The organism is Tritonibacter sp. AK171 (genome assembly GCF_030127025.1).
GTDB lineage: Bacteria > Pseudomonadota > Alphaproteobacteria > Rhodobacterales > Rhodobacteraceae > Epibacterium > Epibacterium mobile.
Genome location: NZ_CP126134.1, coordinates 2576027 through 2600750, shown reverse-complemented (window position 1 = coordinate 2600750; position 24724 = coordinate 2576027). Strand labels below are relative to the sequence as shown.

The 24724-nt window shown below is 60.3% G+C and carries 26 protein-coding genes; 7 read left to right on the top strand and 19 right to left on the bottom strand.

Features of this window, described 5'->3' with window-relative positions:
- Positions 1–2 precede the first annotated feature (2 nt).
- Complete coding sequence (locus QNI81_RS12250) at positions 3–779, top strand: TIM barrel protein (RefSeq protein WP_283966661.1); 777 nt, start codon at positions 3–5, stop codon at positions 777–779.
- A gap of 73 nt (positions 780–852) precedes the next feature.
- On the opposite strand, the gene QNI81_RS12245 is transcribed toward QNI81_RS12250, so the two are convergent.
- The 4 genes from QNI81_RS12245 to QNI81_RS12230 form a co-directional block, all read right to left on the bottom strand.
- On the bottom strand, positions 853–2037 hold the full coding sequence (locus QNI81_RS12245; protein WP_065326314.1) for an amino acid aminotransferase: 1185 nt from the start codon (positions 2035–2037) through the stop codon (positions 853–855).
- A 3-nt stretch (positions 2038–2040) separates the two neighbouring features.
- A complete protein-coding gene (gene sseA, locus QNI81_RS12240; protein WP_009177995.1) occupies positions 2041–2892 on the bottom strand; it encodes a 3-mercaptopyruvate sulfurtransferase in 852 nt (283 codons plus the stop codon).
- Between the two features lie 129 nt (positions 2893–3021).
- Positions 3022–3522 carry a hypothetical protein gene (locus tag QNI81_RS12235; RefSeq protein ID WP_126137714.1) on the bottom strand — a complete coding sequence of 167 codons (501 nt, stop codon included), beginning with the start codon at positions 3520–3522 and terminating at the stop codon, positions 3022–3024.
- A gap of 208 nt (positions 3523–3730) precedes the next feature.
- Positions 3731–4498: a DUF1013 domain-containing protein gene (locus QNI81_RS12230; protein ID WP_009177891.1), complete on the bottom strand. Its 768-nt coding sequence runs from the start codon at positions 4496–4498 to the stop codon at positions 3731–3733.
- A 170-nt stretch (positions 4499–4668) separates the two neighbouring features.
- Here QNI81_RS12230 and QNI81_RS12225 point away from each other — a divergent pair, with 170 nt between their 5' ends.
- Positions 4669–5313, top strand: coding sequence for a ribonuclease T2 family protein (locus tag QNI81_RS12225; protein WP_283966660.1), 645 nt, complete (start codon positions 4669–4671; stop codon positions 5311–5313).
- Positions 5314–5380: 67 nt separating this feature from the next.
- Here QNI81_RS12225 and QNI81_RS12220 read toward each other — a convergent pair whose 3' ends face one another.
- Positions 5381–6703 (bottom strand): ammonium transporter AmtB, encoded by a 1323-nt coding sequence (locus QNI81_RS12220; protein ID WP_283966659.1) that lies wholly within the window; start codon positions 6701–6703, stop codon positions 5381–5383.
- 30 nt (positions 6704–6733) lie between these two features.
- Entirely contained in the window at positions 6734–7072 is a 339-nt protein-coding gene (locus QNI81_RS12215; protein ID WP_065321123.1) for a P-II family nitrogen regulator, read from the bottom strand.
- Positions 7073–7361: 289 nt separating this feature from the next.
- Between QNI81_RS12215 and QNI81_RS12210 the strand changes: the two genes are divergently transcribed.
- Positions 7362–9584 carry a transglycosylase domain-containing protein gene (locus tag QNI81_RS12210; protein ID WP_283966658.1) on the top strand — a complete coding sequence of 741 codons (2223 nt, stop codon included), beginning with the start codon at positions 7362–7364 and terminating at the stop codon, positions 9582–9584.
- A gap of 86 nt (positions 9585–9670) precedes the next feature.
- On the opposite strand, the gene QNI81_RS12205 is transcribed toward QNI81_RS12210, so the two are convergent.
- The 7 genes from QNI81_RS12205 to hmgA form a co-directional block, all read right to left on the bottom strand.
- A complete protein-coding gene (locus QNI81_RS12205; RefSeq protein WP_283966657.1) occupies positions 9671–10852 on the bottom strand; it encodes a GAK system CofD-like protein in 1182 nt (393 codons plus the stop codon).
- 80 nt (positions 10853–10932) lie between these two features.
- Positions 10933–11568, bottom strand: coding sequence for a maleylacetoacetate isomerase (gene maiA, locus QNI81_RS12200; protein WP_283966656.1), 636 nt, complete (start codon positions 11566–11568; stop codon positions 10933–10935).
- Positions 11561–11767: a DUF2783 domain-containing protein gene (locus QNI81_RS12195; RefSeq protein ID WP_283966655.1), complete on the bottom strand. Its 207-nt coding sequence runs from the start codon at positions 11765–11767 to the stop codon at positions 11561–11563. The genes maiA and QNI81_RS12195 overlap by 8 nt, the downstream gene beginning before the upstream one ends.
- A gap of 5 nt (positions 11768–11772) precedes the next feature.
- Positions 11773–13380 (bottom strand): FAD-dependent oxidoreductase, encoded by a 1608-nt coding sequence (locus QNI81_RS12190; protein WP_283966654.1) that lies wholly within the window; start codon positions 13378–13380, stop codon positions 11773–11775.
- 124 nt (positions 13381–13504) lie between these two features.
- Positions 13505–14455, bottom strand: a complete 951-nt coding sequence (locus QNI81_RS12185; RefSeq protein ID WP_009178110.1) for an MBL fold metallo-hydrolase — start codon at positions 14453–14455, stop codon at positions 13505–13507.
- An 82-nt stretch (positions 14456–14537) separates the two neighbouring features.
- Positions 14538–15794: a fumarylacetoacetase gene (fahA, locus tag QNI81_RS12180; RefSeq protein WP_283966653.1), complete on the bottom strand. Its 1257-nt coding sequence runs from the start codon at positions 15792–15794 to the stop codon at positions 14538–14540.
- Between the two features lie 117 nt (positions 15795–15911).
- Positions 15912–17267, bottom strand: coding sequence for a homogentisate 1,2-dioxygenase (gene hmgA / locus QNI81_RS12175; protein WP_110362748.1), 1356 nt, complete (start codon positions 17265–17267; stop codon positions 15912–15914).
- A 76-nt stretch (positions 17268–17343) separates the two neighbouring features.
- Between hmgA and QNI81_RS12170 the strand changes: the two genes are divergently transcribed.
- Entirely contained in the window at positions 17344–17802 is a 459-nt protein-coding gene (locus tag QNI81_RS12170) for a MarR family winged helix-turn-helix transcriptional regulator (RefSeq protein WP_009178138.1), read from the top strand.
- Complete coding sequence (locus tag QNI81_RS12165) at positions 17799–19046, top strand: adenylate/guanylate cyclase domain-containing protein (RefSeq protein WP_283966652.1); 1248 nt, start codon at positions 17799–17801, stop codon at positions 19044–19046. Before QNI81_RS12170 ends, QNI81_RS12165 begins: the two co-directional genes overlap by 4 nt.
- Positions 19047–19247: 201 nt before the next feature.
- On the opposite strand, the gene QNI81_RS12160 is transcribed toward QNI81_RS12165, so the two are convergent.
- From QNI81_RS12160 to QNI81_RS12145, 4 genes are all read right to left on the bottom strand, one after another.
- The gene (locus tag QNI81_RS12160; protein WP_005618244.1) at positions 19248–20057 is read right to left on the bottom strand and encodes a division plane positioning ATPase MipZ; all 810 of its coding nucleotides are present in this window, start codon (positions 20055–20057) and stop codon (positions 19248–19250) included.
- Between the two features lie 240 nt (positions 20058–20297).
- Positions 20298–20519, bottom strand: coding sequence for a 50S ribosomal protein L31 (gene rpmE, locus QNI81_RS12155; RefSeq protein ID WP_005618243.1), 222 nt, complete (start codon positions 20517–20519; stop codon positions 20298–20300).
- Positions 20520–20530: 11 nt separating this feature from the next.
- Positions 20531–20902 carry a 50S ribosomal protein L19 gene (rplS, locus tag QNI81_RS12150; protein ID WP_005618242.1) on the bottom strand — a complete coding sequence of 124 codons (372 nt, stop codon included), beginning with the start codon at positions 20900–20902 and terminating at the stop codon, positions 20531–20533.
- 273 nt (positions 20903–21175) lie between these two features.
- Entirely contained in the window at positions 21176–22378 is a 1203-nt protein-coding gene (locus tag QNI81_RS12145; protein ID WP_283966651.1) for an MFS transporter, read from the bottom strand.
- A 67-nt stretch (positions 22379–22445) separates the two neighbouring features.
- On the opposite strand from QNI81_RS12145, the gene QNI81_RS12140 reads away from it, so the two are divergent.
- Entirely contained in the window at positions 22446–22865 is a 420-nt protein-coding gene (locus tag QNI81_RS12140) for a helix-turn-helix domain-containing protein (protein ID WP_283966650.1), read from the top strand.
- A gap of 54 nt (positions 22866–22919) precedes the next feature.
- Here QNI81_RS12140 and QNI81_RS12135 read toward each other — a convergent pair whose 3' ends face one another.
- Complete coding sequence (locus QNI81_RS12135; RefSeq protein WP_005618234.1) at positions 22920–23252, bottom strand: YegP family protein; 333 nt, start codon at positions 23250–23252, stop codon at positions 22920–22922.
- 204 nt (positions 23253–23456) lie between these two features.
- On the opposite strand from QNI81_RS12135, the gene QNI81_RS12130 reads away from it, so the two are divergent.
- Positions 23457–23849 (top strand): hypothetical protein, encoded by a 393-nt coding sequence (locus QNI81_RS12130; protein WP_009178113.1) that lies wholly within the window; start codon positions 23457–23459, stop codon positions 23847–23849.
- On the opposite strand, the gene trmD is transcribed toward QNI81_RS12130, so the two are convergent.
- Positions 23850–24650, bottom strand: coding sequence for a tRNA (guanosine(37)-N1)-methyltransferase TrmD (gene trmD / locus QNI81_RS12125; protein WP_126137701.1), 801 nt, complete (start codon positions 24648–24650; stop codon positions 23850–23852).
- Positions 24651–24724 lie beyond the last annotated feature (74 nt).

The following is a 24724-nucleotide window of genomic DNA, read 5'->3' as shown; positions in this document are numbered from 1 at the left end:
CCATGGCGTTTACCCTTGCTGCCTGCGCCGAGATGCTCTGGCAGGACAAACCGATCGAGTGGCGCTGCGCGCAGTTGCACGAGATGGGGTTTCAGGTTGGGCTGTGGAACTGGCCCGACCATGATCTGAACAAGCTTGAGGCCTCTGGCGCGGTGTTCTCGATCATGAATGGCTACCTTGAGGGGCGGCTGTCGGATGATGCGGGCGCCGATATGCTGCTGGCCTCGGCACGGGAAACGGCGCTGGTGGGCAAGCGGCTGGGCGTGGCGCGGCTGAACCTGCACGGCACCGGGCTGGGTGAGGGCGGACGGCCAAAGCTGGCCGAAGTGGCGACGCCGCTGAAATGGGTCAAGGCCATCGACACGCTGCATCGGATCTGTGATCTGGCCGAAGAGCTGGACGTGCAGTTCACGCTGGAGAACCTGAACCTGCCAGTGGACCACGCGGGCGTGCCCTTTGCACGCGCCGAAGAGACGCTGGCCTTGGTCTCGGCGGTGAACCGGCCGCAGCTGCGCCTGAACCTCGACCTTTACCATGCGCAGATTGGCGAGGGGAACCTGATCGAGCTGTGTCAGGCCTGCCTTCCGTGGATCGGAGAGATTCAGGTCGCCGATGTGCCGGGGCGGTGCGAGCCGGGCACGGGTGAGATCAACTACGCCGGGGTTGCGCGCGCCTTGCAGCACATGGGCTATGACGGCCCGGTGGCGATGGAGGCCTTTGCGGCGGGCGATGAACTGGCGGCGCTCGATGCGTTTCGCGCGGCCTTTACCGTAGCTTAGCGCATCAATCCTACGGGAACCAAAAACGCGCCCTCATGGGGCGCGTTTTCGTATTCAGCCATGATGAGGCGGATCAGACGCCAGCGTCGACGATTGCCTTAGCGAGGATCGGCACGGTCTGTGCGTTGAGGCCTGCGATATTGAGGCGGCTGTCACCGACCATGTAGATGCCTGCATCCACACGCATTTTCTCCACCAGCTCCGGCGTGGTGCCCAGCAGAGAGAACATGCCGCGGTGCTCTGCGATAAAGCCGAAACGGTCAGATCCGGTCAGGCGCTGCAACTCGTCCGCGAGCTGCTGACGCAGGGCGAGCATGCCCAAACGGGTTTCTTCCAGTTCCTTCTGCCAGTCCGCGCGCAATTCAGGATCGTTCAGGATCGTGGTCACAACGCGCGCGCCGTGATCGGGCGGGAAGGAGTAGTTCTGACGGTTCAGATAGGCGAGTGTCTTTTGGTTCAGACCTTCTGCATCGCCCTGCTGGCTGATCGCCATCAACAGGCCGGTGCGTTCGCGGTAGATGCCGAAGTTCTTGGAGCAGCTTGCCGCAATCAGGCATTCCGGCACCGAGGAGGCCACGAGGCGCACGCCAGCGGCGTCTTCTTCCAGACCGTCGCCAAAGCCCTGATAGGCGATGTCGATCATCGGGATCAGGCCGCGCTCGTTGAGCAATTCAACCACGGCTTTCCACTGGGTGAGGTTCAGGTTGGCACCCGTCGGGTTGTGGCAGCAGCCGTGCAGCAGCACCACGTCGCCTTCTTTTGCGCCTTTGAGATCCTCGATCATACCGTCGAAGTTCACGGCACGGGTCTCTGCGTCAAAGTAGCGGTAAACCACGGTCTCGATGCCGACGTATTTCAGGATCGACACGTGGTTCGGCCATGTGGGATCGGACACAAAGACGCGCGCATTGGGGTTGGCCATCTTGATCAGTTCAAACGCCTGTCGCACCGCGCCGGTGCCGCCGGGGGTGGCGACGGCGGCAATTTTGCTGCGCTCGACTGCTGTATCAAGGATCAGACCGATCATTGCGTCGGCATAGGCGGGATCACCCGCGAGGCCGGTGTAGGCCTTGGTGGCTTGCTCGTCGATGATGCGCTGTTCTGCGGCCTTTACGGCGCGCATCACCGGGGTCACACCCTCGGCGTTCTTGTAGACACCTACACCCAGATCGACCTTCTGGTCCCGCGGATCATCGCGGTACATCTGCATCAGCGCCAGAATCTTGTCGGCAGGCTGGGGTTTCAGGTTCTCGAACATGTCTTAGTTGTCTCCGGTTGCAACGGGAAGAGTGGGGAAGGCGCCCCATTCGCTCCATGAGCCGTCATAGAGCGCGTGATCGTGCTTGCCCATGCGCTCCATGGCGAGGCTGAGCACGGCGGCGGTGACGCCCGATCCGCAAGAGGTAATGGCAGGCTTCGTGAGGTCAACACCAGCGCTTTCAAAGATGGAGCGCAAGGCGTCCGGGTCTTTCATGGTGCCATCGTCATTGAGCAAGGTGGTGAAGGGCACATTCTTAGAGCCGGGAATATGGCCTGCGCGCATGCCGGGCCGGGGTTCGGGGGCTTCGCCGCGGAACCGGTCCGCCGCGCGGGCGTCGATAATTTCGTGATCGCCGAGTTTGGCGGCAGAGGACACTTGTGTCACATCGCGCACCAGCTGGTTTTGTACCCGCACCGTCATGTGGCGGTCGCGGATCACCGGCGGCAGATCCTCCAGCGGGCGGCCCTCGGCGGTCCATTTTGGCAGACCGCCATCCAGAACGGCCACATTGACCTGACCCATCAGGCGGAAGAGCCACCAGACACGGGCGGCGGAAAACAGGCCCGCGCCATCATAGACCACCACCTGATGCCCGTCGCCGACGCCCATGGCGCGCAGGCGGGACATGAATTTTTCAACCGGGGGAGCCATATGCGGCAGATCGGAGCGATGATCAGAGATATCATCGATATCAAAGAAGCGCGCGCCGGGGATGTGCCCCGCGTCATACTCTGCCTTAGCATCGCGTTCCATCTGCGGCAGATACCAAGACGCATCGAGAATCCGCAGATCGGGGTCCTTTAGATGCGCGGCCAGCCAGTCGGTGGAAACCAGGGTTTTCGGATCGTCCATACTCAACGCCTCCCGGGACTTGCGTTGGCAAAATGCCTACTACCCGCGCCCCGGTCGTGCAAGGCCGCTTGCCATGCTTTCACGCAGGCGACCCCAGTTGTGCGATGAAATACCGGTTTTGCGCCGTGTTTACCCCACAACGCGCAGGGCAGGTGCGCCGCGCAGCCGTTGCCGCGCGCCCGAAGGGAAGCGATCTGCAAATGACAGACCGGCGCGGATGAGGTCGGGGTCCATTTGCCCGTGGGTCAGGGCCTCGACCGCGTCGCGCGCCTTGGCGGTATTGTCGCGGCGCATGTGGTGCAGCATGGCGATAAACTGCGCTTCATCGGCGCTGAGCAAGTCGCGGGTATCCAGATCAAGGGGGTCATTGGAGGTGAAATCGCCGCTTCTGAGTTCAAGCACCTCGCGCACCACGGGCCACAAGGTATGGGCAACCGCCAGACCATGTGCCTCACCCCAGTTTTCAGCCGCAATGATAAAGGCGCGGTGCCACGCCTGACTGCCCGGCGCGTTGGCCGCCGTAACAAAGTGGCGCATGATCGACACCAGCCGGGTCTCAAACGGATCAAAGCCAAAAGCCACCAGCGGGGCCTGCGCCAGTTCGGGAGTGAGAGGAACCTGAAGTGTCATAATCTGCGCCTTTTACCTGTCCGCCCGCAGCGGTCGCATCAGGGATGCGGTCGGGCTGTTCACATTCTGACCGGGCAAAAAAGGCTGGGCGCTATTTCCTTAGTTATTTTGTCGGATATTGGCAAGGGGCAAAAAAACACCGCAGGGCAAGAGGCTCTGCGGTGCATTATCGGCGTCAGACGGTGCTGAGGCGAGAGGGGTGCCCCTCTCAGTAGCGCGGATCGTCGCTGTCGTCGTCTTCATCCTCATCGCTGCTGGCGGGGAGGTTGAAGAAGCTGTCGGCGTCGACGATTTCGTCTTCTTTCTTGTCCTCGTCATCGGAGGAGCCAAGCGTAAAGGTCTCAAGCCCCTCAATGGCGGTCGGGATCTTGGGCTCTGCGTCCATTTCCAGCGATTGTTCGGTGGAGACCAGTTTGCGGCGCTCGTCGTCGCTCATCACGCCACCTTCGGCAGCGCGTTTCTTGGCGGCTTTTTGCACGGCGGCATCCAGTTCGGACTGTTTACACAGGCCAAGGGCCACCGGGTCAATCGGCTCCATGTTGGCGATGTTCCAATGGGTGCGCTCGCGGATCGACTGAATGGTCGGCTTGGTGGTGCCCACCAGTTTGGCGATTTGGGCATCGGCCAGCTCGGGGTGGAATTTCACCAGCCAGAGAATCGAGTTCGGGCGGTCCTGGCGTTTGGACAGCGGGGTGTAGCGCGGGCCACGGCGCTTTTCTTCGCCTGCAGCTGCGGCATTGAACTTCAGCTTCAGCTTATGCAGCGGGTTGTTTTCCGCTGTGTTGATCTCGTCCTGCGTCAGCTGGTTGTTGGCAATCGGGTCAAAGCCCTTCACGCCAGCAGCCACATCGCCATCTGCGATGCCCTGAATTTCAAGCTCGTGCATGCCAACGAAATCGGCGATCTGCTTGAAGCTGATCGTGGTATTGTCCACCAGCCACACGGCGGTCGCCTTGGCCATCAACGGTTTTGCCATGTGCTTTACTCCTTCGAAACACGTCTGCCCCCGACGGTGTGACCGGACAACCTGCGGATAAACCTCTCCCGTCGCCTTAGATCGGCTTCCCCGGAGCTTCGGGGCGGGTTTCCGTTGTCGGGGAACTTCAGGTCTATATAGTCGCCTCGAAACCATAAGGAAAGAGGCGAATGCGGGGAGTTTTGTTCACAATATTAGCGGCTGCGGGGCTCTTGGGTGGTGCGGCGCAGGCCGAAGGTGAGCGAGCGGGTGAGTTTGACTATTACGTGCTGGCGCTGAGTTGGTCACCCAATTGGTGCGCGATTGAGGGCGACGCCAAGAGATCAGAGCAATGCGATGAGCGGTATGATTACGGCTGGACGTTGCACGGGCTGTGGCCGCAGTTTCATCGCGGCTGGCCCAGCTATTGCCGCACCAAAGAGGCGCCGCCGCGCCGGCGTCAGACCAGCGAGATGAGCGATATCATGGGCACATCGGGGCTGGCGTGGCATCAGTGGAAGAAACACGGAACCTGCAGCGGTCTGTCGGCGCAGGGCTATTTCGACCTGTCGCGTGAAGCCTACGCGAAAATCACCCGTCCTGAGGTGTTCCGTCGTCTCGACAAGGCGGTGAAACTGCCTGCCTCCGTTGTGGAAGAGGCGTTTCTGAAGGCCAATCCAACACTTACGGCCGACAGTCTTACGATCACCTGTCGCGACGGGTTCATACAAGAAGCGCGGGTCTGTCTGTCGCGTGATCTGGCGCCGGTGCCTTGCGGACGGGATGTGATCAAGGATTGCACCTTGCCCAACGCGGTGTTCGAGCCGGTGCGCTAACACGCTGAAGACAATGAAAAACGCGGCCCCGAGGAGCCGCGTTTTTTGGTCTTTATCGGACTGAGGGTCAGCTTGCTTTGAACTCCGGGTAGGCGTCCATGCCAAGCTCCGCCATGTCGAGGCCGTTGATCTCGTCTTCTTCGGTGACGCGGATGCCCATGGTGGATTTCAGGATCATCCAGACCACGCCGGAGACCACGAAGGTAAAGGCACCGATGGCTGCAAAGCCGATGATCTGGGTCACAAAGGACGTGTCGGCGGTATAGAAGGGAACCGCGAAGGTACCCCAGAAACCGGCCAGAAGGTGAACCGGGATCGCACCCACCACGTCGTCGATCTGCATCTTGTCGAGCATCGGCACGGCGAAGACCACGATCACACCACCCACGGCCCCAATCCACAGCGCGCCAAACAGCGTTGGATCAAGCGGACCTGCGGTGATGGAGACCAGACCGGCCAATGCACCGTTCAGGATCATGGTCAGGTCGGGCTTTTTGAACAGCAGTTGGGTCAGCAGTAGCGCGGTGACGGCCCCCGCCGCAGCGGCCATATTGGTATTGGCAAAGATGCGGGACACATCGGTCACATCGCCCACGGTGCCCATCGCCAGTTGCGAGCCACCGTTGAAGCCGAACCAGCCGAGCCACAGGATGAATGTCCCCAAAGTGGCCAGCGCAAGGTTGGAACCGGGCATCGGAACGGTGCGGCCATCTTTGTATTTGCCGATACGCGGACCGAGGATCAGGGCACCGGCGAGGGCGGCAAAACCACCAGCGGCATGCACCAGAGTAGAGCCTGCAAAGTCGGAAAATCCCATCTCGGAGAGGAAGCCGCCGCCCCACTGCCAAGACGCCTCGATCGGGTAGATCACCCCGGTGAGGATCGCGACAAAGATCAGGAAGGGCCACAGCTTGATCCGCTCGGCCAATGTGCCAGACACAATAGATGCGGTGGTGGCGCAGAACATCAGCTGAAAGAAGAAGTCAGACCCGGCGGAGGCATAATCGAGTGCCGCAGCGTCCGTGCCAAGGCCCACAGGCTCCAGCGAGGTGACCGCAAAGAGCGGGCCGAGCACGCCCGGCACAATCCAGCCTTCGCCCGGATACATCAGGTTAAAGCCGATCAGCCAGTACATGATTGCGGCGATGGAGAAGAGCGCCACGTTCTTGGTGAGCTGCATGGTCACGTTTTTGGAGCGCACAAGGCCTGCTTCGAGCATGGCGAAGCCTGCGGCCATCCAGAAGACCAGAAATCCGCCGATCAGGAACAGGAGCGTGGTGAAGATATAGGGGGTGATGTCTGGTGTCTCTGCTGCGGCGTCCTGCGCGAAGGCCAGACCCGGCAGGGTCGCCAGCGCCGTGGCGGCGAGTGTCACTGTCAGTTTCTTCATTTTATTTGGCTTTCCTTTGCGAAAGGCGCGTTAGAGCGCGTCTTGATTGGTTTCGCCGGTGCGCACACGCACGGCTTGGCCGACATCCAGAACGAAGATCTTGCCATCGCCGATCTTGCCGGTGCGGGCGGTCTGGGTGATGGTCTCAACGACCTGATCTGCGAGGTCGGAGGGCACCACGATTTCGAGCTTCACCTTGGGGACGAAGTTCACCTCGTATTCGGCCCCGCGGTAGATCTCGGTGTGACCCGCCTGCGCGCCAAAGCCCTTGATTTCGGTTACCATCAAACCTGACACCCCAAGAGCGGTCAGCGCCTCGCGGACCTCTTCGAGTTTGAAGGGTTTGATGGCTGCAATGATCAATTTCATCTCGTCACCCTTTCCCGGGCCCTGCGCCCGCTGTTTGCAGGTGCAGAAGATCGCTCCTCTCGAGTCGTGGGAACGCGGGACTGGGGTCAAGACGCCTGCTTTATGGGCTTCGGCTGAATAATTTCGCTGAAAAAAGGAGCTTTGCTTGTTATTTAGGCGCGATTTAGATGGGGTTTGGCGGAAAACCGCCTCTCTACATCCTGAGCCAGAGCCGCTATTCTGTGCAAAACAGGCAGGGCGTAAGTCCGCCAAGACCTAAAAGACGAGCAGTCAGAACAGGATTTTCAGTATGACGCAGGGGCGCAATTCCGGGCGCGGAACTTCTGGTCGCGGGCGTGGCCCGCTGGTTGCGGAAAAACGCAACGTGGGCGGGACAACACGCAAACCGGCAAAAAAGGCAACAAAGACGCGCACACCGCGCAAGGCCAAGCGCGGCTGGAGCCTGTTTGGACGCCGCAAGACAAAGCGTGCCGCGCCTCGCAAGCGCGGCCTCATTGGCTGGCTCTTGATGCCGTTTCAGATCGTGTTGCGCGTTGTTTGGGCGGTGAGCTGGCGTATGGGGGTTGTTGGCGGCATTTTCTTGGCGGGCGCGGTGGCCTATCACTATTCTAAGCTGCCCGAGTATCAGGCGCTGCTGGATGGCCGTCATCAAGGCTCGGTGACGCTTTTGGACCGCGAGGGCAAAACATTTGCGTGGCGCGGCGATCAGTTCGGCGGCGTGGTGACGGCGGATACTGTCTCTCCCCATCTGAAAAACGCGATTGTCGCCACCGAGGATAAACGGTTCTACCGCCACTTTGGGATCTCGCCACGCGGCATCGCCAGTGCGGTGCGTATCAACCTGAGCGAAGGTCGCGGGCCTTTGTCGGGTCACGGCGGGTCAACGATCACACAGCAGACTGCCAAGCTGATGTGTCTGGGTGTGCAATATGACCCCACCGTCTGGGAGAGCGAAGCCGCTTATGAGAGCGATTGCCGCCAGTCTTCGCTGTGGCGCAAGGCCAAGGAAGCCATCTTTGCGATGGCAATGGAGGCCAAATACACTAAGAACGAGGTGCTCTCGATCTATATGAACCGCGCCTATATGGGCGGCGGGGCCCATGGTGTAGAGGCCGCGTCTCAGCGCTATTTCGGCAAATCCGCAAATCAGGTGAACCCGCCTGAGGCCGCGATGCTGGCGGGGCTGCTGACCGCACCTTCGACGCTGGCACCGACCAATAACATCGAGCGGTCGCGCAATCGCGCCGCCACGGTGCTGCGCCTGATGGAAGAACAGGGCTACCTGAGCGCACAAGAGCGCCAGATGGCGGCGGCCAACCCGGCAGAACTCAGCGAGGCGGCAGCGGCGCGGGCCGGTGGCTATTTCGCGGATTGGATCATGGACACGGTGCCAAGCTTCCTTGGCGATCAAACCACAGAGGATGTGGTGATCCGCACCACGCTTGATCAGCGCCTGCAGCAGGCGGCTGAAGATGCGGTGACCTTTGTGTTTGAAAACAAGGTGCGTGAGGGCTCCAAGGCACAGGCGGCCGTGGTTGTAATGAGCGCCGATGGCGCGGTGCGGGCCATGGTGGGGGGGCGCAAAGTGCGTGCCTCTGGTGTGTTCAACCGCGCGACACAGGCGAAACGTCAGACCGGATCGGCGTTTAAACCCTTTGTCTATGCGGCCGCGCTGGAGCTTGGCTATTCGCCATATGACCGGGTTTTGGACGCAGAATACTGCATCGATATTCCGGGATCTGGCCCGTGGTGCCCGCAAAACTACACCCGCAAGCACTATGGTGAGATCACACTGGCCCGTGCGTTGCGCGATTCTCTCAACATTCCGGCGGTCAAAGTCTCTGAGGCCGTGGGGCGCGACAAGGTGCGTCTGGTTGCTGGAGAGTTCGGCATCGACAGCGATCTGGCGGATGGGCCGTCGCTGGCGCTGGGGGCGTCCGAGAGCACCCTGTTGGAAATGACGGGCGCCTATGCGGGCATTCTGAACGGTGGCTCATCGGTGACGCCTTACGGTGTGGATGCGCTGACCTTGGTGGGCGATTCAGAGCCCTTGATGGGCGCTTCTGGCGGGATGGGAGAACGGGTGATCCGCCCCGTCGCCGCACAAGAGCTGATCTGGATGATGGAAAAAGTCATCTCAGAAGGCACTGGACGCCGAGCGCAGATCCCCGGCTGGCAGGCGGCTGGTAAATCCGGCACCACGTCGGCGGCGAAAGATGCATGGTTCATTGGCTTCACTGCCGATTACGTCGCCGGGGTCTGGATGGGCTATGACGACAACACGCCGCTCACTGGTGTGACCGGTGGTGGTCTGCCCGCAGAGATCTGGCGCGAAACCATGGTGCGTGTCCACAAAGGGTTGGAGCCGCAACCGCTTCCGATGAAAGCACCAGAGCCAATCATCGTGCCAGAGCCGCAACCCCAGCCGCAACGCCGCAATGGTGGCGGCGGTCTTGGCCGCGAGATTGAACGCACACTCAATGGCGTGTTGCAGGATATCTTTGGCAATTGATGCTCAGGTTTGTGTCGCCCGGTGCGTCTCAGCGCATCGGGCGACATGCTTTGTTCCTTGATAGCCCCGGATGATCAGCCCTCCACTCAGGCCAGTGAGATCAGCAACTCACAAATCGCATCGGGGTTATAGCGGTCGGTATGGTCCCTGCGGGCGAGGGGCAGCGCAAGACAGGGGATGCCGTGATCCTGTGTGACGCGGTCGCGCTCCGACACAGCGACGCTCGCGTCGCAGATCACATGGGTTAAAAACGCGCTGTTGGGCACATCACAAGCATCTCTGCGCAAAGGCTCCAACAAGGCCGCGACCTGATCGCTGAGGCTCATGGCGTGACATTCCGGGTCCGTGCCAAGGCTTGGAATATAGACCTTCGGCACGGTGCGCGCGGCAATGGCCCGGCCGACGCCTTGGGGCAGAAGATTGCACATAACGCTGGAATAGAGACTGCCGGGCGGATAGCAGATCAGCTCTGAGCTGGCGATCAGCTTCTGGTTCCGGTCGGGCAGTTGCACAGCATCGGCGGGCAATTCCGCCGTGCCGTCCGAGAGGAAGAGGCGCGCGATACGGGTGCCGAGCGGCGCGCTCTCCTTGCCTGTCATCTGGCGCTGACCGAAGACGCGCCGCCCGTCCTGAAGCTCCGCGCCGATCTGCAGGTTTACATCCGCAATCGGGCGCACGGTGCCGCGCACATCCACCATCTTTGACATCAAAAACAGCACCGGCTCCAGCACTCGGTCGTGATCCAGATAGCCCCCGGCGAGGATCAGGTTGCCGATGCTGGCGTTGCGATAGTCCAGATCCTCGGGTGCGGCTCTCTCAAAATGGCGCAGATTGCCGACGATCAACTGCCGCATTGGTTTCGACAGCGCCTTGAGCAACGGGTGAGCTCCCTCAAACAGGCTGGCGACCTCGTGTCTCAGATCCTTCTGGCTGCCGTTTTTTGGTAAGCGGTGTGAAAACAGCCGGTAAATATCGGGCTGTCCCAGTTCCGTCTCATCCGCCAGCGCCATCAGGCGGCTGCGCAAATCCCCCACCGCGGGCATACCAAAGGCCTCGCGCAGCACCTGAGAGGAGCCGCCACTGTCAAAGGGTGTGATCAGATGCACCGAGTTATGGGTGTATTGTTTGAGTTTCCGCGAAATCTCATTCAGGGCGCTGCCACCGGAAAAGAACAGCAAGCGCGGCCCCAGATTGGGGGCGGCACGAGACCGTGCAATGCGCAGCGTATCGGGAAGGGTGGCGTGGCGTAGAATCGCGATGTCGGACATGGTCATCCATTGATGCAGCTCTTCTGGACCATGCCACCCCTTTATCCAAAACGCCACCGTGCGCGGCGGATGATGGGGCGTTAGCCCGGCTGATGCTGGTCCGGATGCGCAGCGGCAAAGGCTGGATGATCCGCGCAGGTGGCCTCGATCCGTTCTAGGCGAGGGAAGGGGCTGAGGTCGACCTCCCAGCGCCGCGCATTATAAAGTTGCGGCATCAGGCAGATGTCAGCCAGCCCGGGGCGATCACCGGTGCAATAGGGGGCCTCCTCCCAGCGGTTGAGCAGCGCATCGAATGCCGCAAGCCCGGGGCCAATAAACTGGCGCATCCAGTCGCCCATCTGCAAGTTGCCGCCGCTTTGCGCAACGCCGAAACGGGCAACAGAGAGGTTGCAGACCGGATGCAGATCGACCGCGATAGACTGCGCCAGAGCCTCGACATGGGCGCGCTCGGACGGGGCGCTGGGCAGCAATTCAAGGTTGCGAGTTGTGTTCAGGTAGGTGAGACAGGCCAGCGACTGCGTAAACCGATGCCCGTCGATTTCCAGCACTGGCACAAACCCCTGAGGATTAAGCGCCAGATGATCCGGCGACCGCTGATCGCCTGCTACCAGATCAACGACGCGGCTCTCGTAAACGATCCCTGCAAGGTTCAGCGCAATGCGCAGACGGTAGCTGGCCGAAGAGCGCCAGTAGTCATAAAGCACTGCCTCAGTCATCGCGCAGCCCTCGTTTTGCCTCTGTTAGAGCCTGTTTCAGAACCTGCGGGTCGCCAATGTGGTTGGCCAGAAGCAGGATCAAGCGGGCATTCAGCGTATCACTTTGAGCCTTGGTCAGTCCCTCATGGGCAGCCAGCAGCAGGGCGTAACTGTCATCAGGTTTCGCAAGGTTCGGGGTCAGGGTCAGGGCATCGGTCATATGGGTCACTCCTTACCGATGGCGCGGCGCAGGGCGGCGCGGAAATGGGGCGCGTCAAAACGGTCCATCCGGGTGGCGACATGCTGATCCGGGCGGATCAGATAAACGGCAGAAGCGGCGTCACCCAGATAACGCTCGGCCAATGCCGTGTGGGTTTCGGTGGTGAGCGCCAAAGACGAGACGGTCACGCCAGCCTCCTCAAACCCGTCGGGCAGCTCTGCATTGATCGACAGCAAGGTGAACCCGCCGCCGAGCTGCGCCAGCAGATAGCCCGCGTCCAGCGGCACATCGGGGCAGGGCGCACCGGGACGGGTGCGGGCAGGGCCACCGGGCAGCTGATCGGCAGAATTGAGCCGGGAGCCGTCATAGATAGAGGGCACCGAGAGGCGGCCCGAGTTCACCAGCGGGCGGGCAAAGCCGTGATGTTCGGAGAGATCCAGCACCGCATCGCGGAAGATGCGCGACATCTCTGATTTGGGCGTAATGAAGTCGGTTGAGCGGGAGGAGTTGAGGATATTCTCATCCGCCGCCGCCAGCCGCTCGGCATCGTAGGTATCCAGAAGGCTCTGGTCCGCGACGCCGTCCAGCACCAGTTTCAGTTTCCAGATCAGATTGTCAGTGTCTTGCAGGCCGGAATTTGCCCCGCGCGCGCCAAAGGGCGAAACCTGATGCGCGCTATCGCCGGCAAAGATCACCCGACCGTGGCGAAATTTCTCCATCCGGCGGCACTGAAACGTGTAGATGGAGACCCACTCCAGCTCGAACTGAACGTCCTCGCCCAGCATCGCCTTGAGGCGCGGGATCACGTTTTCGGGCTTTTTCTCGGCCTCTTTGTCGATGTCCCAGCCCAGTTGCAGGTCGATGCGCCAGACGCCATCGGGCTGTTTGTGCAACAGCGCCGATTGACCCTTGTTGAAGGGCGGATCGAACCAGAACCAGCGTTCGGTCGGGAAATCCGCATCCATGACCACATCGGCAATGAGGAAGTTGTCTTCAAACACCCGGCCCACAAAATCGAGCCCCATCTGCGCGCGAATGGGCGACCCCGCTCCGTCACAGGCGATGAGCCACTCGGTTTCCAGCGTGTAGGCCCCGTCCGGGGTCTCCACCGTCAGCGCGGCATAATCACCGTGGTCCGAGACATCCGTGACGCGGTTCTTGCCGCGCATTTCAATCGGCGCGCCCTCAGCCTGCAGGGCGCGGACGCGGTCAACGAGATATTCCTCGATGTAGTATTGTTGCAGGTTCACAAAGGCCGGAAACTGGTGGCCATCTTCGGGCAGAAGGTTGAAGTCATAGACCTTACGATCGCCGAAAAACACCTTTCCGACGTTCCATTCCTCTCCCTTGTTCGCCATCGCATGGCCAACACCAAGGCGGTCCGCGATTTCCAGGGTGCGTTTGGCAAAACAGATCGCACGAGAGCCAAAGCTCACCTTGTCATTGTCGTCCAGTACCACGACTGGAACGCCGGATTGTGCAAGGTCAATGGCGGCGGCAAGGCCCACGGGACCTGCGCCCACCACAACCACCTTGTGGCGCGCAGGCGGATGCGCGTCCTGATCCGCATGTCGCGTATATGGGTATAGCGGCACCTCGAAAATCTTGTTCATCCGGTTTCCTCCCTCCGGGCAAGCAGGCACGGGTCCGGTCCCGCGACTTGGGGACCGGTGCAGGGGCGGACAAGGCCGCCGATGCGTTCAAAATAGGCTCTAAATCAGGTGTTAGAGCCGAAAATCAGGACTGCAGCGCCTCCCACATCTCCAGATCGCGCTGGGCGGTCCAGATGCGGGGGGTGTCGATGCCTCGGGCCTCGTCATAGGCGCGGGCGACGTTGAACGGCAGGCAGTGTTCGTAGATCGCGTAGTCTTTGAACTTGGGATCACAGGCCTCGCGCACCGCGTCCCATGCTTCCTTGAGGGACCCACCACGGGCGGCAACCTTGGCGGCCGGGCGATAGGTGCTCTCGACAAAATCGCGGGTGTTTTCAATGGCGGCGTTGACCATGTCCTTGCCGACCAGCGCGTCGCCACGACCGGGGGCGATGGCGTCCACATCATAGGCCTTGATGTTGTCGAGGGTGTTGCCCCAATCGCCAAAATGCCCGTCGCCGCAATAGCAGGCGGAGTGGTATTCGACGATGTCGCCGGTGAACATGACGTTCTGATCCGGCACATGGATCACCGCATCCCCTGCGGTATGGGCGCGGCCCAGATGTTTGATGTCGATGCGGCGATTGCCAAGGTAGACGGTCATACTGTCCGAGAATGTTGTGGTCGGCCAGGTGAGGCCGGGGATGCTTTCATGGCCCTCAAACAGGCGCGGGAAGCGTTGGAATTCGCTGTCCCAGTCCTCTTGGCCGCGTTCCACCACCATGGCGCGCGCGGTGTCGGACATGATGATGTTCTGTGCGCCAAAGGCCGAGGCCCCCAGCACACGCACCGCGTGGTAGTGGGTGAGCACCACATGGCTGATCGGTTTGTCGGTGACGGAGCGCACACATTCGATCACCTTGTTGGCCAGACGCGGGGTTGCCTGCGCCTCAACAATCATCACCGAGTCATCCCCGATGATGACGCCCGAATTCGGGTCGCCTTCGGCGGTGAAGGCATATAGCCCCTCGCCCACTTCGGTGAAGGAAATTGTCTTTTCGCTCATGTCGCCTTGGGATGCGAATGCCTTGGCCATGGTTGCGTATCCTTTTTGTCTGTTCCGCCGGAGGTCAGGTTGGGATGCCTCCGGCGGAGGTATTTATGAAAAGATGAAGGCGTCAGCGTGCGAAAGGATCGCTGAGCGCGGGCAGGACCGTGCCGGTGCAGTCGCCAAATCCGATGGTATAGCCATCGCCTTTGGCTGCGCCTTTGAGGGTCAGCGTATCGCCGTCCTCGATAAAGCTGCGGGTGTCGCCCGAGGGCAGCGTGAGTGGCTCCTTGCCGCCCCAGCTGAGTTCAAGGAGCGAGCCGCGTTCGTCTTTGTTAGGGCCTGATATGGTGCCGGATCCCAGCAGATCGCCCGCGTTCATCGGACAGCCCGAGGTGGTGTGATGCGCCAGTTGCTGCGCGGCGGAATAATACATTTCCTTGTAGTTGGTGCTTGCGATGGTGGCCTCTTCGCCACCCTCAGGACGCAGGGTCACGGCAAGGTCGATGCTATAGAGCATCGGGCCGCAGTCCTTCAGGTGATCCAGAAGCTCTACTTCGCGCGCAGGCGTGTCGCAGCGGAAAGGCTCTAATGCGGCTTTGGTGACGATCCACGGGCTGATGGTGGTGGCCGTCGCTTTGGCCTGAAAAGGGCCGAGCGGCTGGTATTCCCAAGCCTGGATATCGCGGGCGGACCAGTCGTTCAGCAGCACATAACCAAAGATGTGATCATCCGCTTCCTGCACCGTGATCGGCCCATCCGATGGCGTGCCAACAATCGCGCCCATTTCCAGCTCGATATCAAATCGTGCGCAAGGCGCCCAACGGGGCGCGTCATCATTTGGCCCCTTGAGCTGACCCCAGGGGCGCCGCACATCGGTGCCCGAGACCACGACGGAAGACGCACGACCGTTGTACCCGATCGGAATATGCAGCCAGTTTGGCGGCAGCGCGTTCTCCGCGCCCCGGAACATGGTGCCGACATTGGTGGCGTGGTGACGCCCGGCATAGAAATCGGTGTATTCCGACACCATAAAGGGCATGTGCATCTCGGCATCGGCCATCGGCACAAGGCAGGCTTCGACTTTCTTTTGCTCTTCTGCGCCCTCTTGCAAAAGCGCGATCAGGCGATTGCGAAGCGTGGCCCAGACCGCAGGGCCTTCTTCCATAAACTCGTTCCAGAAGGGCAATTCGAACAGCGCTTCCTCGCCCATATCAACCAGTCCAGCCGCTTCTGCCGCCTGCAGGTCGAGGATCATGTCACCAATTGCCACGCCACAGCGCGGATCGCTGTCGGGGGTTGAAAACACACCATAGGGAAGGTTGTTCAGCGGAAAAGGGTGGTCAGCGGAATTGGCCGACGTCACCCAGGATTTTTTCAAAGGCATGCGCGTTCCTTTTTGGTGGTGAGGGCTCTGTCGGCCCTCCTTCAGCTTTTTACAAATATCTCGGGGGTGAATGCGGCCCCCACTTGGGGCCGCAGAGGGGGCAGCGCCCCCGCCCCCTTACTTCTTACCGGGTGTTCCGTCGAATTTCTTTTCCAGATCGCTCCAACAGTCGATGTATTCATCCTGAAGCGGAGCCTCATTGGCGGCAAACTCCGTCAGATGCTGGGGGAAGCGGGTTTCAAACATGAAGGACATGGTGTTCTCCAGCTTCTCCGGTCCGAGGTTGGAATTCGACGCGCCCTCAAAGGCCTCCCGGTCGGGACCATGCGGCAGCATCATGTTGTGAAGGCTTACGCCACCGGGAACAAAGCCCTGCGGCTTGGCATCATACTGGCCGTAGATGTTGCCCATCAGCTCGGACATGATGTTCTTATGATACCACGGTGGGCGGAAGGTGTTCTCGGCCACCATCCAGCGTTCGCGGAACAGCACAAAATCGATATTGGCGGTTCCCGGCTGGCCCGAGGGCGCGGTCAGCACGGTAAAGATCGACGGGTCAGGGTGGTCAAACAGGATCGCGCCCACCGGGCAATAGGTGCGCAGATCGTATTTATAGGGCGCGTAGTTGCCATGCCATGCCACCACATCGAGCGGGCTCTGGCCGATCTTGGTCTCATGGAATTGGCCACACCATTTCACGGTCAGCGTCGAGGGCACTTCACGGTCCTCATATGCGGCCACCGGTGCCTTGAAATCCCGCGGGTTGGCCATGCAGTTCGCACCGATCGGACCACGGCCGGGCAGATCGAATTTCTGACCGTAGTTTTCGCAGACAAAACCGCGCGCCGGGCCATCCAGCACTTCGACACGGTACACCAGACCACGCGGGAGGATGGCGATTTCTTTAGGCTCAATGTCGATGATACCGAGTTCGGTGGCAAAGCGCAGGCGGCCCTCCTGCGGGACCACCAGAAGCTCTGAGTCGGCGGAGAAGAAATATTCATCCTTCATCGACTCTGTCACAAGGTAGATATGGGTCGCCATGCCGACCTGGGTGTTCACATCCCCCGCCGTCGTCATGGTGCGCATCCCCGTGAGCCAGGTCAGCCCCTGATCCGAATGCGGCACCGGGTCCCAGCGGTATTGGCCGAGCGAAATTACATCCTCTGGAATATGCGGCGCGCTCTTCCAGTAAGGCAGGTCGATTTTCTCGTAGCGGTGTGAATGTTTGACGCTGGGGCGGATGCGATAACACCAGGTGCGCTCGGGGCGCTCTGCGGTAAAGGCGGTGCCGGAAAGCTGTTCGCCATAGAGCCCATATTCGCATTTCTGCGGGCTGTTCATGCCTTGGGGCAGGGCGCCGGGCAGGGCTTCGGTTTCAAAATCATTCCCAAATCCGGGCATGTAACCCTCATGGGTGCCCTGATTGGACGGGGCTTGAATCATCTGGTCAGGCAAAGCGTGACGGGTCATTTTAGCCAACCTCCTCTTGCATTTCCCTCTCGGTAATAGTTGATTTTGTAACTAACAAGAGATGCGGAGCGCGGGTATGGACAAAAATGATGATTTTATAGTGCAGGATTTCCTGCCGTTTCTCCTGAATCGGGCGGCAGAGGATTCCTCGCTGGAGTTTCAAAAGCTCTACAAGGGGCGCTACGGCATGCTGCGAACCGAATGGCGGGTGTTGTTCCATCTCGGCATGTACAATCGCATGACCGCGCGGGACATCAGTCAAAGGGCCAAGATCCACAAGACAAAGATCAGCCGCGCCGTCGCAAAACTGGCGGAACGCCGCTGGGTCAGTCGCAGCCGGGATGAGTCTGATCGCAGGGCAGAGCACCTTGAGTTGACGGCGGCGGGGCGTGGCGTCTACGACGATCTGCGCAAGCAGGCTCGGGCGTATGACCAGAAACTGACTAAGGGGTTTTCGGCTGGCGATGTGGCACTCTTGCGCCGTATGTTACGGCAGTTGGCCAGCATGGAATGCCCGGTCGATCTTGAAACATGACCCACCATGAGGAGGATGGGGCAATTCACGCCGCCACCGAAGATCTAAAGAACTGGCTCACCCGTCAGGGGCTCAAATCCCGTGGACGCGAAGAGCTGTTGCGCGCCTTTTGCGAACGACTGGTCAACCACGGGGTGCCTCTGTTGCGGATGCAGCTGGCGCAGCGCGCGCTGCACCCTGAGTTTGGGGGCATTGGTTTTACCTGGACCCGCAAGGATGGGATGAACGCCGAATACTTTGGTCGCGTCGATCACAAAGAACCGCATCATGAGTGGCTGCAAAGCCCGTTTCATGCGCTTCTTACCTCGGGCGAGACTGAGATGCACAGTGTCTTCAGCGCGCAGGATGTGTCGCGTTTTCCGATATTCACCCGCCTCAAGGCGATGGGCGCAACGAGTTACTTTGCCCATTGGCAGCCGTTGGGACCTGCAAGCGATACCGCCTATGAGCCTGAACGCCCTGATGCCGAGGGCCTCGTGGTGTCCTGGAGTTTTGACGGCGCGCCCGAGGACGCCGCGCCCTACTTGGACATCATTCGGGGGGTATTTGACACGCTGGCTCTTGTGCTTGCAGGCGCGGGTAACCGCGAAATGGGGCGTGCGTTGTTGCAGGTCTATCTGGGCCGGGATGCCGGCGCGCGCGTGCTGTCCGGGGAAATCGCGCGCGGGTCGTCTCAACATATCGATGCGGTGATCTGCCTGTTCGACCTGCGCGGCTTTACAGCGCTCTCTGAGGCTCTGCCGGGCGAGGCGATGGTCGATTTGCTGAACGACTATTTCGGCCATGTGGTGGAGCTGATCCAGTCGCATGGCGGCAATATCCTGAAGTTCATGGGGGATGCGGTCATGGCCATGTTCAACCTTGGCACGCTGCAAGAGGATGCGCAGGCCGCATTGCGCGCCGTTGCGGAACTGGGGCCTCGGATGAAAGCGGTCAATGCCGCCCGCGCCGCGGATGGTCTGCCGCTGGCCGAATATACCATGGCCCTGCATGCGGGTGAGATTCTCTATGGCAATATCGGTGCGCCCAATCGGCTGGATTTCACCGTGATCGGCCCGGCCGTGAATCTGACCGCACGAATTGCGGACATGCATCGCACGGTGGAGCGCTCGATCATCCTCTCGGAAGACGTGCGCAATGCGGCAGGGCGTGACGGAGAGGGGCTGATCTCGGTCGGACGCTACATGTTGCGTGGGGTGGCAGAGCCGGTGGAGCTTTTTACGCTGTATCAACCGGAGGTGTGAGGCGCCAACCAAGCCCCCGGACATCGTTGCAGGATCCCAATCACTCTGTTGGTCGAAGAGGTTTCCACCCGTAACCGGGTGGACCCGCGCGCGCCGGGCCAAAGGCCCGGCGCGCGCCCTTAGCCGATCCCGATCTGGCACACCGAAGGTGGGTCAGGGCAGGGAGCGGAACCCCTGAGTGCCGCTACATAGCCTTTTGGATCAGATGTCGATCTCGACTTCGGGCAATTCCAGCGCTTTCATCATATCGCGCAGCTCCTGACGTGCGGCGATATTCGAGATGTTGAGCTGTTTGACGCCCACATCCTTCAGATCCAGCAAAGTCAGGCCGCGTGGGAAGAGTTCGCGGAAGATCACGCGCTCGGAAAAGCCCGGTGCGACGCGAAAGCCGATCCGCTTGGAGAGCATATTGATCGCACGCTCCATCTTTTCCTTGTTGACCATGCGCTGGGTGCCGACCCGGTTGCGGATCACGATCCAGTCGATGGGGGGCAAACCCGCCTGCGCGCGCAACTGGCGCGCGTTCCAGACCATTTCGGAGTAAACCGAGGGGCCTTTGATTTTCTCGCCCTTCTCATCCGTATGCGCCAGCAGGTCAAAATCCACGAAACTGTCATTGAGCGGCGTGATCAATGTGTCGGCCAGCGAATGCGCCACTTGGCTCAGCCGGGTGTGCGAGCCGGGACAGTCGATCAGGATGAAGTCGTATTCCGGCTCCAGTTCGGAGATTGCTGCAGAGAGACGCAAATCATAGATGTTCTCGCCGGGCTGCAATGTGTCTGCGTCGATCTCCGGAAGCTCGTGCAGCGAAACCATCGGTAGGTCGAGGTTGGATGCTGCAATAAATCCGAGCCGGTTTTCCAGGTAGCGACCAAGCGAGCGTTGCCGCAAATCCAGATCCAGACCTGCCACCTTGTAACCCATACGTGCCAATGTTGTGGCCACATGCATGGAGACGGTGGATTTCCCTGCGCCGCCCTTTTCGTTTCCGACGACAATGATATGCGCCATCTTACGGATCCCTTTAAACCTGCGCTGCTTTTGCTGCCGCGCCTTGTGCTTTGGGTGGACTATAAGCGCCAGTCGAATCAATGGGAAGCGGCCAAAAAGCCCAAGTTAGAGCCTATTTTCCGTGAGGCCGTGGCGGAATGGCCATTCAGGACTCTATTGTGTTCAAATGAAGAACGCCGCCCGAAAAGGGGCGGCGTTCAACAGGAAATCCGATGTGGATAAGTCCGTGGAAGGATTGGATCAGAAACCCAGACCTTCGTATTTTTTCTTGAACTTGGACACGCGGCCGCCGGTGTCCATCAGGCGGGAGGAGCCGCCGGTCCACGCGGGGTGCGCGGAGGGGTCGATGTCCAGTGCCAGCTGGTCGCCTTCGCTGCCCCAGGTGGAGCGCATTTTGACGATGGTGCCGTCGGTCATTTTGACGTCGATGAAGTGGTAGTCGGGATGGATGTCTTTTTTCATGAGACCACTCCTTACGCTTTGGCTTTGTAGTTTGCGTCTTCAGCGATACGGGCGGATTTGCCGCGACGCGAACGCAGATAGTAGAGTTTCGCACGACGCACACGACCGCGACGAACAACCTCGATAGAGTCGATGTTGGTGGAGTGCAGCGGGAACACACGCTCCACGCCTTCGCCGAAGGAAATCTTGCGAACGGTGAAGGAACCAGCAATGCCGGAGCCGTTCTTACGGCTGATGCAGACGCCCTCATAGGCCTGCACACGGGTGCGGGTGCCTTCGGTCACTTTGTAGCCGACGCGGATGGTGTCACCGGCTTTGAAATCGGGGATCTCTTTCCCCAGCGCAGCAACTTGCTCCGCTTCGAGTTGTGCGATCAGATCCATGATCGTCTCCTATGTTGCTCGTGGTTATATCCACGAAGGTCTTGTGATCCCCCAGAGCTCTTGGTCTTCACCGGGTCCGCGATTGCGCCCGCCAGAGATGTGGTGTCGTTACTTGTCGTATTCGCGTTGGGCTGCAGGGCTGCCGAAGAAGACAGCGCAGACACGCAAAGCGAGCCCGGACGACTCATAATGAGCCCCGGACGCGCGGTATCTAGGCCAGATGAGGCCAGTTTGCAAGCCTGTTACGTGATGCCAAGAGGTGCTGATGTCCCCTCAGACCTCGCGCGTTTGTGGCTTTTGCATGCTGTGGAAGATAAGGGCAGTGATTGCCGCTAAAATAAGGGCCGTCGCCAGCGTTGCAAAGGTGCCAGAATAGCCAGTGCTGCGCACCAATGGCAGGGTCAAAAAGGGCGAGATGATCTGCCCCAAGAAGACCGAGGTGGTCATCACACCTGCGGCCCGCCCGCGGCGGCTGGCAGGGGCAGAGCGCAGGGCGATTTCGTTGAAATTCGGCGAGACAGTCGCAAAGCCCAACCCAACGAGCGTTGCGCCGACAAAGATCACCGTAAGCCCCGGCGCAAAGGCCAGCGTTGCCATGCCTGCGCCCATGAGACCATAGCCAAGCATGAACAGTCGAGCATGCCCAAGCCGTGGCTTTAATGCGCCATAGCGGGTGGCGGCGAGAGTCCCTGCCAGTGTCAGCGCCCCCATGACCGCGCCGATGACGGCTGTGTTCTCAATCCCGTGGCTTGCCACAAAGAACGGCACCTGCGTTGGCATTGTGAAGAAACAGATCGTGGTGAGCATCTGCAAAGCCGCCATTGCCCAGAGCCCCACGCCCAGCCCCTGCGTGCTCTCATGATCCTCTGTAGATGTGGTCTGTGCCACTTGCGGACGCTTGGGTTCGGTAATTGTCGTCCAAAGAAAGGGCAAGATCAGCAAGGCGACGCCGTGAATTGCAAAGGCGTGCATCGGTGACATCAAGGCCAGAACACCAGCCAGCGTGATCGAGACCAGCCCGCCGAGGTTGCGCGCCGAGATCTGCAACCCCAAGAGACGACTGCGCGCGGCCCCGTCAAAGTAATCTGCGATGAGCGCGGTTTGAGCCGTCATAATGAGCGCTACGGCAACTCCCAACGCAAGGCGGCTTGCGAGGATCGCCTCAAGGCTGTTCAGCACCATGCCAAGGCTTCCTGCCAGCGCAAACAGCAGCACGCCTGCCAACAGAAGTACGCGCTTGCCAAGCCGGTCAGCCAGCAATCCGGCCCAGCCTGCGATCAGCACAACGGCGACGGACGGGGCAGGCACAAGGAAGCGGGTCAATAATGCCGCATGCGGATGCTCGGCAAAGCGTGCCTCCAACCCCGGCAGCGCCGGGCTGATGGCGGCATTGGCCATGGTTGTCAAAGTGGCGGCCAGCAACAGGGCCACCGCGCGGCGATCTAGCGCGGGGAGGGGAGAGGGGGAGGCAATCATCGAGTTCTCCTTGCCAAATTCAAATTCGATGGGCAGGCTACGAATTCAAGTTAGCTTGAGGTCAATAATGAAATTGCTCGATATTGGTGAGGTCGCAAAGCTGAGCGGCGTGAAGCCGTCAACACTGCGCTACTACGAGGAAAAAGGCCTGATTCAGTCGCTGTCGCGCAATGGGCTGCGGCGCCAATATGGCCCCGGCGTGCTGGAACAGCTGTCGCTCATTGCGCTTGGCAAGCAGGGAGGTTTTGCGCTGGATGACATTGCCGCCATGTTTGGTCCCGGCGGCCGTCCGGAGATCCTGCGTGAGGATGTGCAGGCGCGCGCTGAAGATATGCGCAGACAAGCCCAGCGGTTGGAGGCGCTTTCGGAAATGATGCACCATGTCGCGGTGTGCCCTGCGGAAAATCACATGGAATGCGAGAAGTTTCAGCAGCTCTTACGGTTGGCAACGCGGGTGCAACGGCGGGGTGCAGCTTCCAAGGCATAAAGCTGAACCCCGACGTTTGCCGGGGTTCGCATCAAAGGGATCTGTGTGATGGGATCAGGTCAGATCTTCGACGCGCGCGTCTGGCGCGTTTGATTTGACGGATTCGATGCCGCCATCGCGCCCGGATGCGCTGGCGTAGCTTTGCGAGGTGCCGATGACCTGACCGTTTGTGGCCTTGAGGTTGAACATATGCTTGCCCGCAGCGGTTTCCTTGCGCTCATAGCGGGCATCTTCGCTGGCGTTCTTCTTGACCGACTCGATGCCATTCTCGGCGCTGGATTTTTGCTTGTAGCCTTCGCTGGCCAGAATGTTCTCGCCATTGCCAGCTTTGAGGCGAAAGCGGTACTCGCCCGCATTGTCGGTGTAGAGTTCGAACTTACCTGCCATCGGAGGTCTCCAGTTATTACGTTCACTTACCGCAAGGACTAAAGCACGACATGGGCCACCCGGCAACGGGGGCATGCCACGCGACAGGGGGGTGATCCATCCATAGTGTCACGCCGATGTCGCCGCAGGTCAGAGCGGGGTTGCACCGGATTGACCCTAGGGCGCGCTCAGGCCACTATGACGACAAACCGCAGGAGACATTAAATGGTTTTAAAGCACTGTTTTGCATTGGGATTTTCGGCACTAATGATTGCCGGGTGCGAGTATGCCGGACCCGCCTCTGATGCGGCGGCACAGAAACGGGCACAGAATGAGGCGCTTTGGGCCGAGCGTACAACCGTGCGCGATGGCAGCAAGGCCTATGCGTTTAGTGCGGATACAACGCGCGGATTGGCGTTGATGGCCCCGGCTGCGGATGGGTTTGCCTATACCGCATCGGATCTGGAGCGCATCGCCAGCGCCAAAACCGGCTGCACCGCAGTGTTTCAGGATGGTATCCTTGAGCTCTTGGACGGCTACACGGAGAAAACGAACCTGCGCAGCATGCAAGAGCAATTGGACAGTTTCCGCAGGTGGCAGCTTAAACTGACGTGCTGATCACGTGTCAGACTTGCGGGCCTGATGCGCGGCCCAAAGATCCGGGCGGCGCTCTTGGGTGATCTTTTCGCTCATGTCCTGCCGCCATTGCGCGATTTTGCCGTGGTGGCCGGACATCAGAACCTCAGGGATCGCGCGTCCTTTCCACTCTGCCGGACGAGTGTATTGAGGATGTTCAAGAAGGCCAGAGGAGAAGCTCTCTTCCTCGGTTGAGGCCTGATTGCCCAGCACACCGGGGATCAGCCGGACGGTCGCGTCAATGAGCGCCTGCGCGGCCAACTCGCCGCCGGTCATCACAAAATCCCCAAGCGAGACTTCCTGGATGCCGTAGTGTTCAAGCACACGTTCGTCGACGCCCTCAAAACGGCCACAGAGCAGCGTCATACCGTCGCAACGGGCGAAGTTCTGCATCATCTTCTGGTCCATCCGGCGACCGCGTGGCGACAGATAAATGAGTGGCCAGTTGCCGCGTGTGCCTTGCATGGCGTGTTCAATCGCCTCGCCCAGCACATCGGCGCGCAGCACCATGCCCGCGCCACCACCGGCAGGCGTGTCGTCGACATTCTTGTGCTTGCCGATCCCAAAGGGGCGCAGATCCACAGTTTCCAACTGCCAAAGCCCCTGCTGCAGCGCTTTACCGGTCAGGCTCTCGCCCAAGACACCGGGAAAGGCCTCTGGAAACAGAGTCAGGATCTTGGCCTTCCACACGCCCGCAAGGTCCGGCGTATCGCTCATCAACTCGCGGGGACGCAGGCTGGCACCGATTGAGATGCGCCCATGGGATTTTGTTGGTTTGCTCATGGCAAAAGTGCATGCCGCCCTTCAGATTGGTTTGCAATAGGGATTTGGCGGTTGTTATGCATATGAATGCACAG

Excerpts from the sequence above, each read along its gene's own strand:
- QNI81_RS12230 (WP_009177891.1), bottom strand. The coding sequence starts at position 4,498 with ATGGCAAAACCGTTGATGGCCAAGGCGACCGCCGTGTGGCTGGTGGAC.
- QNI81_RS12165 (WP_283966652.1), top strand. The coding sequence starts at position 17,799 with ATGACCCACCATGAGGAGGATGGGGCAATTCACGCCGCCACCGAAGAT.
- QNI81_RS12160 (WP_005618244.1), bottom strand. The coding sequence starts at position 20,057 with ATGGCGCATATCATTGTCGTCGGAAACGAAAAGGGCGGCGCAGGGAAA.
- QNI81_RS12205 (WP_283966657.1), bottom strand. The coding sequence starts at position 10,852 with ATGTCCGACATCGCGATTCTACGCCACGCCACCCTTCCCGATACGCTG.
- rpmE (WP_005618243.1), bottom strand. The coding sequence starts at position 20,519 with ATGAAAAAAGACATCCATCCCGACTACCACTTCATCGACGTCAAAATG.
- fahA (WP_283966653.1), bottom strand. The coding sequence starts at position 15,794 with ATGCCTTTGAAAAAATCCTGGGTGACGTCGGCCAATTCCGCTGACCAC.
- QNI81_RS12170 (WP_009178138.1), top strand. The coding sequence starts at position 17,344 with ATGGACAAAAATGATGATTTTATAGTGCAGGATTTCCTGCCGTTTCTC.
- QNI81_RS12135 (WP_005618234.1), bottom strand. The coding sequence starts at position 23,252 with ATGGCAGGTAAGTTCGAACTCTACACCGACAATGCGGGCGAGTACCGC.
- QNI81_RS12250 (WP_283966661.1), top strand. The coding sequence starts at position 3 with ATGGCGTTTACCCTTGCTGCCTGCGCCGAGATGCTCTGGCAGGACAAA.
- QNI81_RS12235 (WP_126137714.1), bottom strand. The coding sequence starts at position 3,522 with ATGACACTTCAGGTTCCTCTCACTCCCGAACTGGCGCAGGCCCCGCTG.
- QNI81_RS12145 (WP_283966651.1), bottom strand. The coding sequence starts at position 22,378 with ATGATTGCCTCCCCCTCTCCCCTCCCCGCGCTAGATCGCCGCGCGGTG.
- maiA (WP_283966656.1), bottom strand. The coding sequence starts at position 11,568 with ATGACTGAGGCAGTGCTTTATGACTACTGGCGCTCTTCGGCCAGCTAC.
- QNI81_RS12215 (WP_065321123.1), bottom strand. The coding sequence starts at position 7,072 with ATGAAATTGATCATTGCAGCCATCAAACCCTTCAAACTCGAAGAGGTC.
- QNI81_RS12185 (WP_009178110.1), bottom strand. The coding sequence starts at position 14,455 with ATGGCCAAGGCATTCGCATCCCAAGGCGACATGAGCGAAAAGACAATT.
- QNI81_RS12195 (WP_283966655.1), bottom strand. The coding sequence starts at position 11,767 with ATGACCGATGCCCTGACCCTGACCCCGAACCTTGCGAAACCTGATGAC.
- rplS (WP_005618242.1), bottom strand. The coding sequence starts at position 20,902 with ATGGATCTGATCGCACAACTCGAAGCGGAGCAAGTTGCTGCGCTGGGG.
- QNI81_RS12190 (WP_283966654.1), bottom strand. The coding sequence starts at position 13,380 with ATGAACAAGATTTTCGAGGTGCCGCTATACCCATATACGCGACATGCG.
- trmD (WP_126137701.1), bottom strand. The coding sequence starts at position 24,650 with ATGAGCAAACCAACAAAATCCCATGGGCGCATCTCAATCGGTGCCAGC.
- hmgA (WP_110362748.1), bottom strand. The coding sequence starts at position 17,267 with ATGACCCGTCACGCTTTGCCTGACCAGATGATTCAAGCCCCGTCCAAT.
- QNI81_RS12220 (WP_283966659.1), bottom strand. The coding sequence starts at position 6,703 with ATGAAGAAACTGACAGTGACACTCGCCGCCACGGCGCTGGCGACCCTG.
- QNI81_RS12140 (WP_283966650.1), top strand. The coding sequence starts at position 22,446 with ATGAAATTGCTCGATATTGGTGAGGTCGCAAAGCTGAGCGGCGTGAAG.
- QNI81_RS12245 (WP_065326314.1), bottom strand. The coding sequence starts at position 2,037 with ATGTTCGAGAACCTGAAACCCCAGCCTGCCGACAAGATTCTGGCGCTG.
- sseA (WP_009177995.1), bottom strand. The coding sequence starts at position 2,892 with ATGGACGATCCGAAAACCCTGGTTTCCACCGACTGGCTGGCCGCGCAT.
- QNI81_RS12225 (WP_283966660.1), top strand. The coding sequence starts at position 4,669 with ATGCGGGGAGTTTTGTTCACAATATTAGCGGCTGCGGGGCTCTTGGGT.
- QNI81_RS12130 (WP_009178113.1), top strand. The coding sequence starts at position 23,457 with ATGGTTTTAAAGCACTGTTTTGCATTGGGATTTTCGGCACTAATGATT.
- QNI81_RS12210 (WP_283966658.1), top strand. The coding sequence starts at position 7,362 with ATGACGCAGGGGCGCAATTCCGGGCGCGGAACTTCTGGTCGCGGGCGT.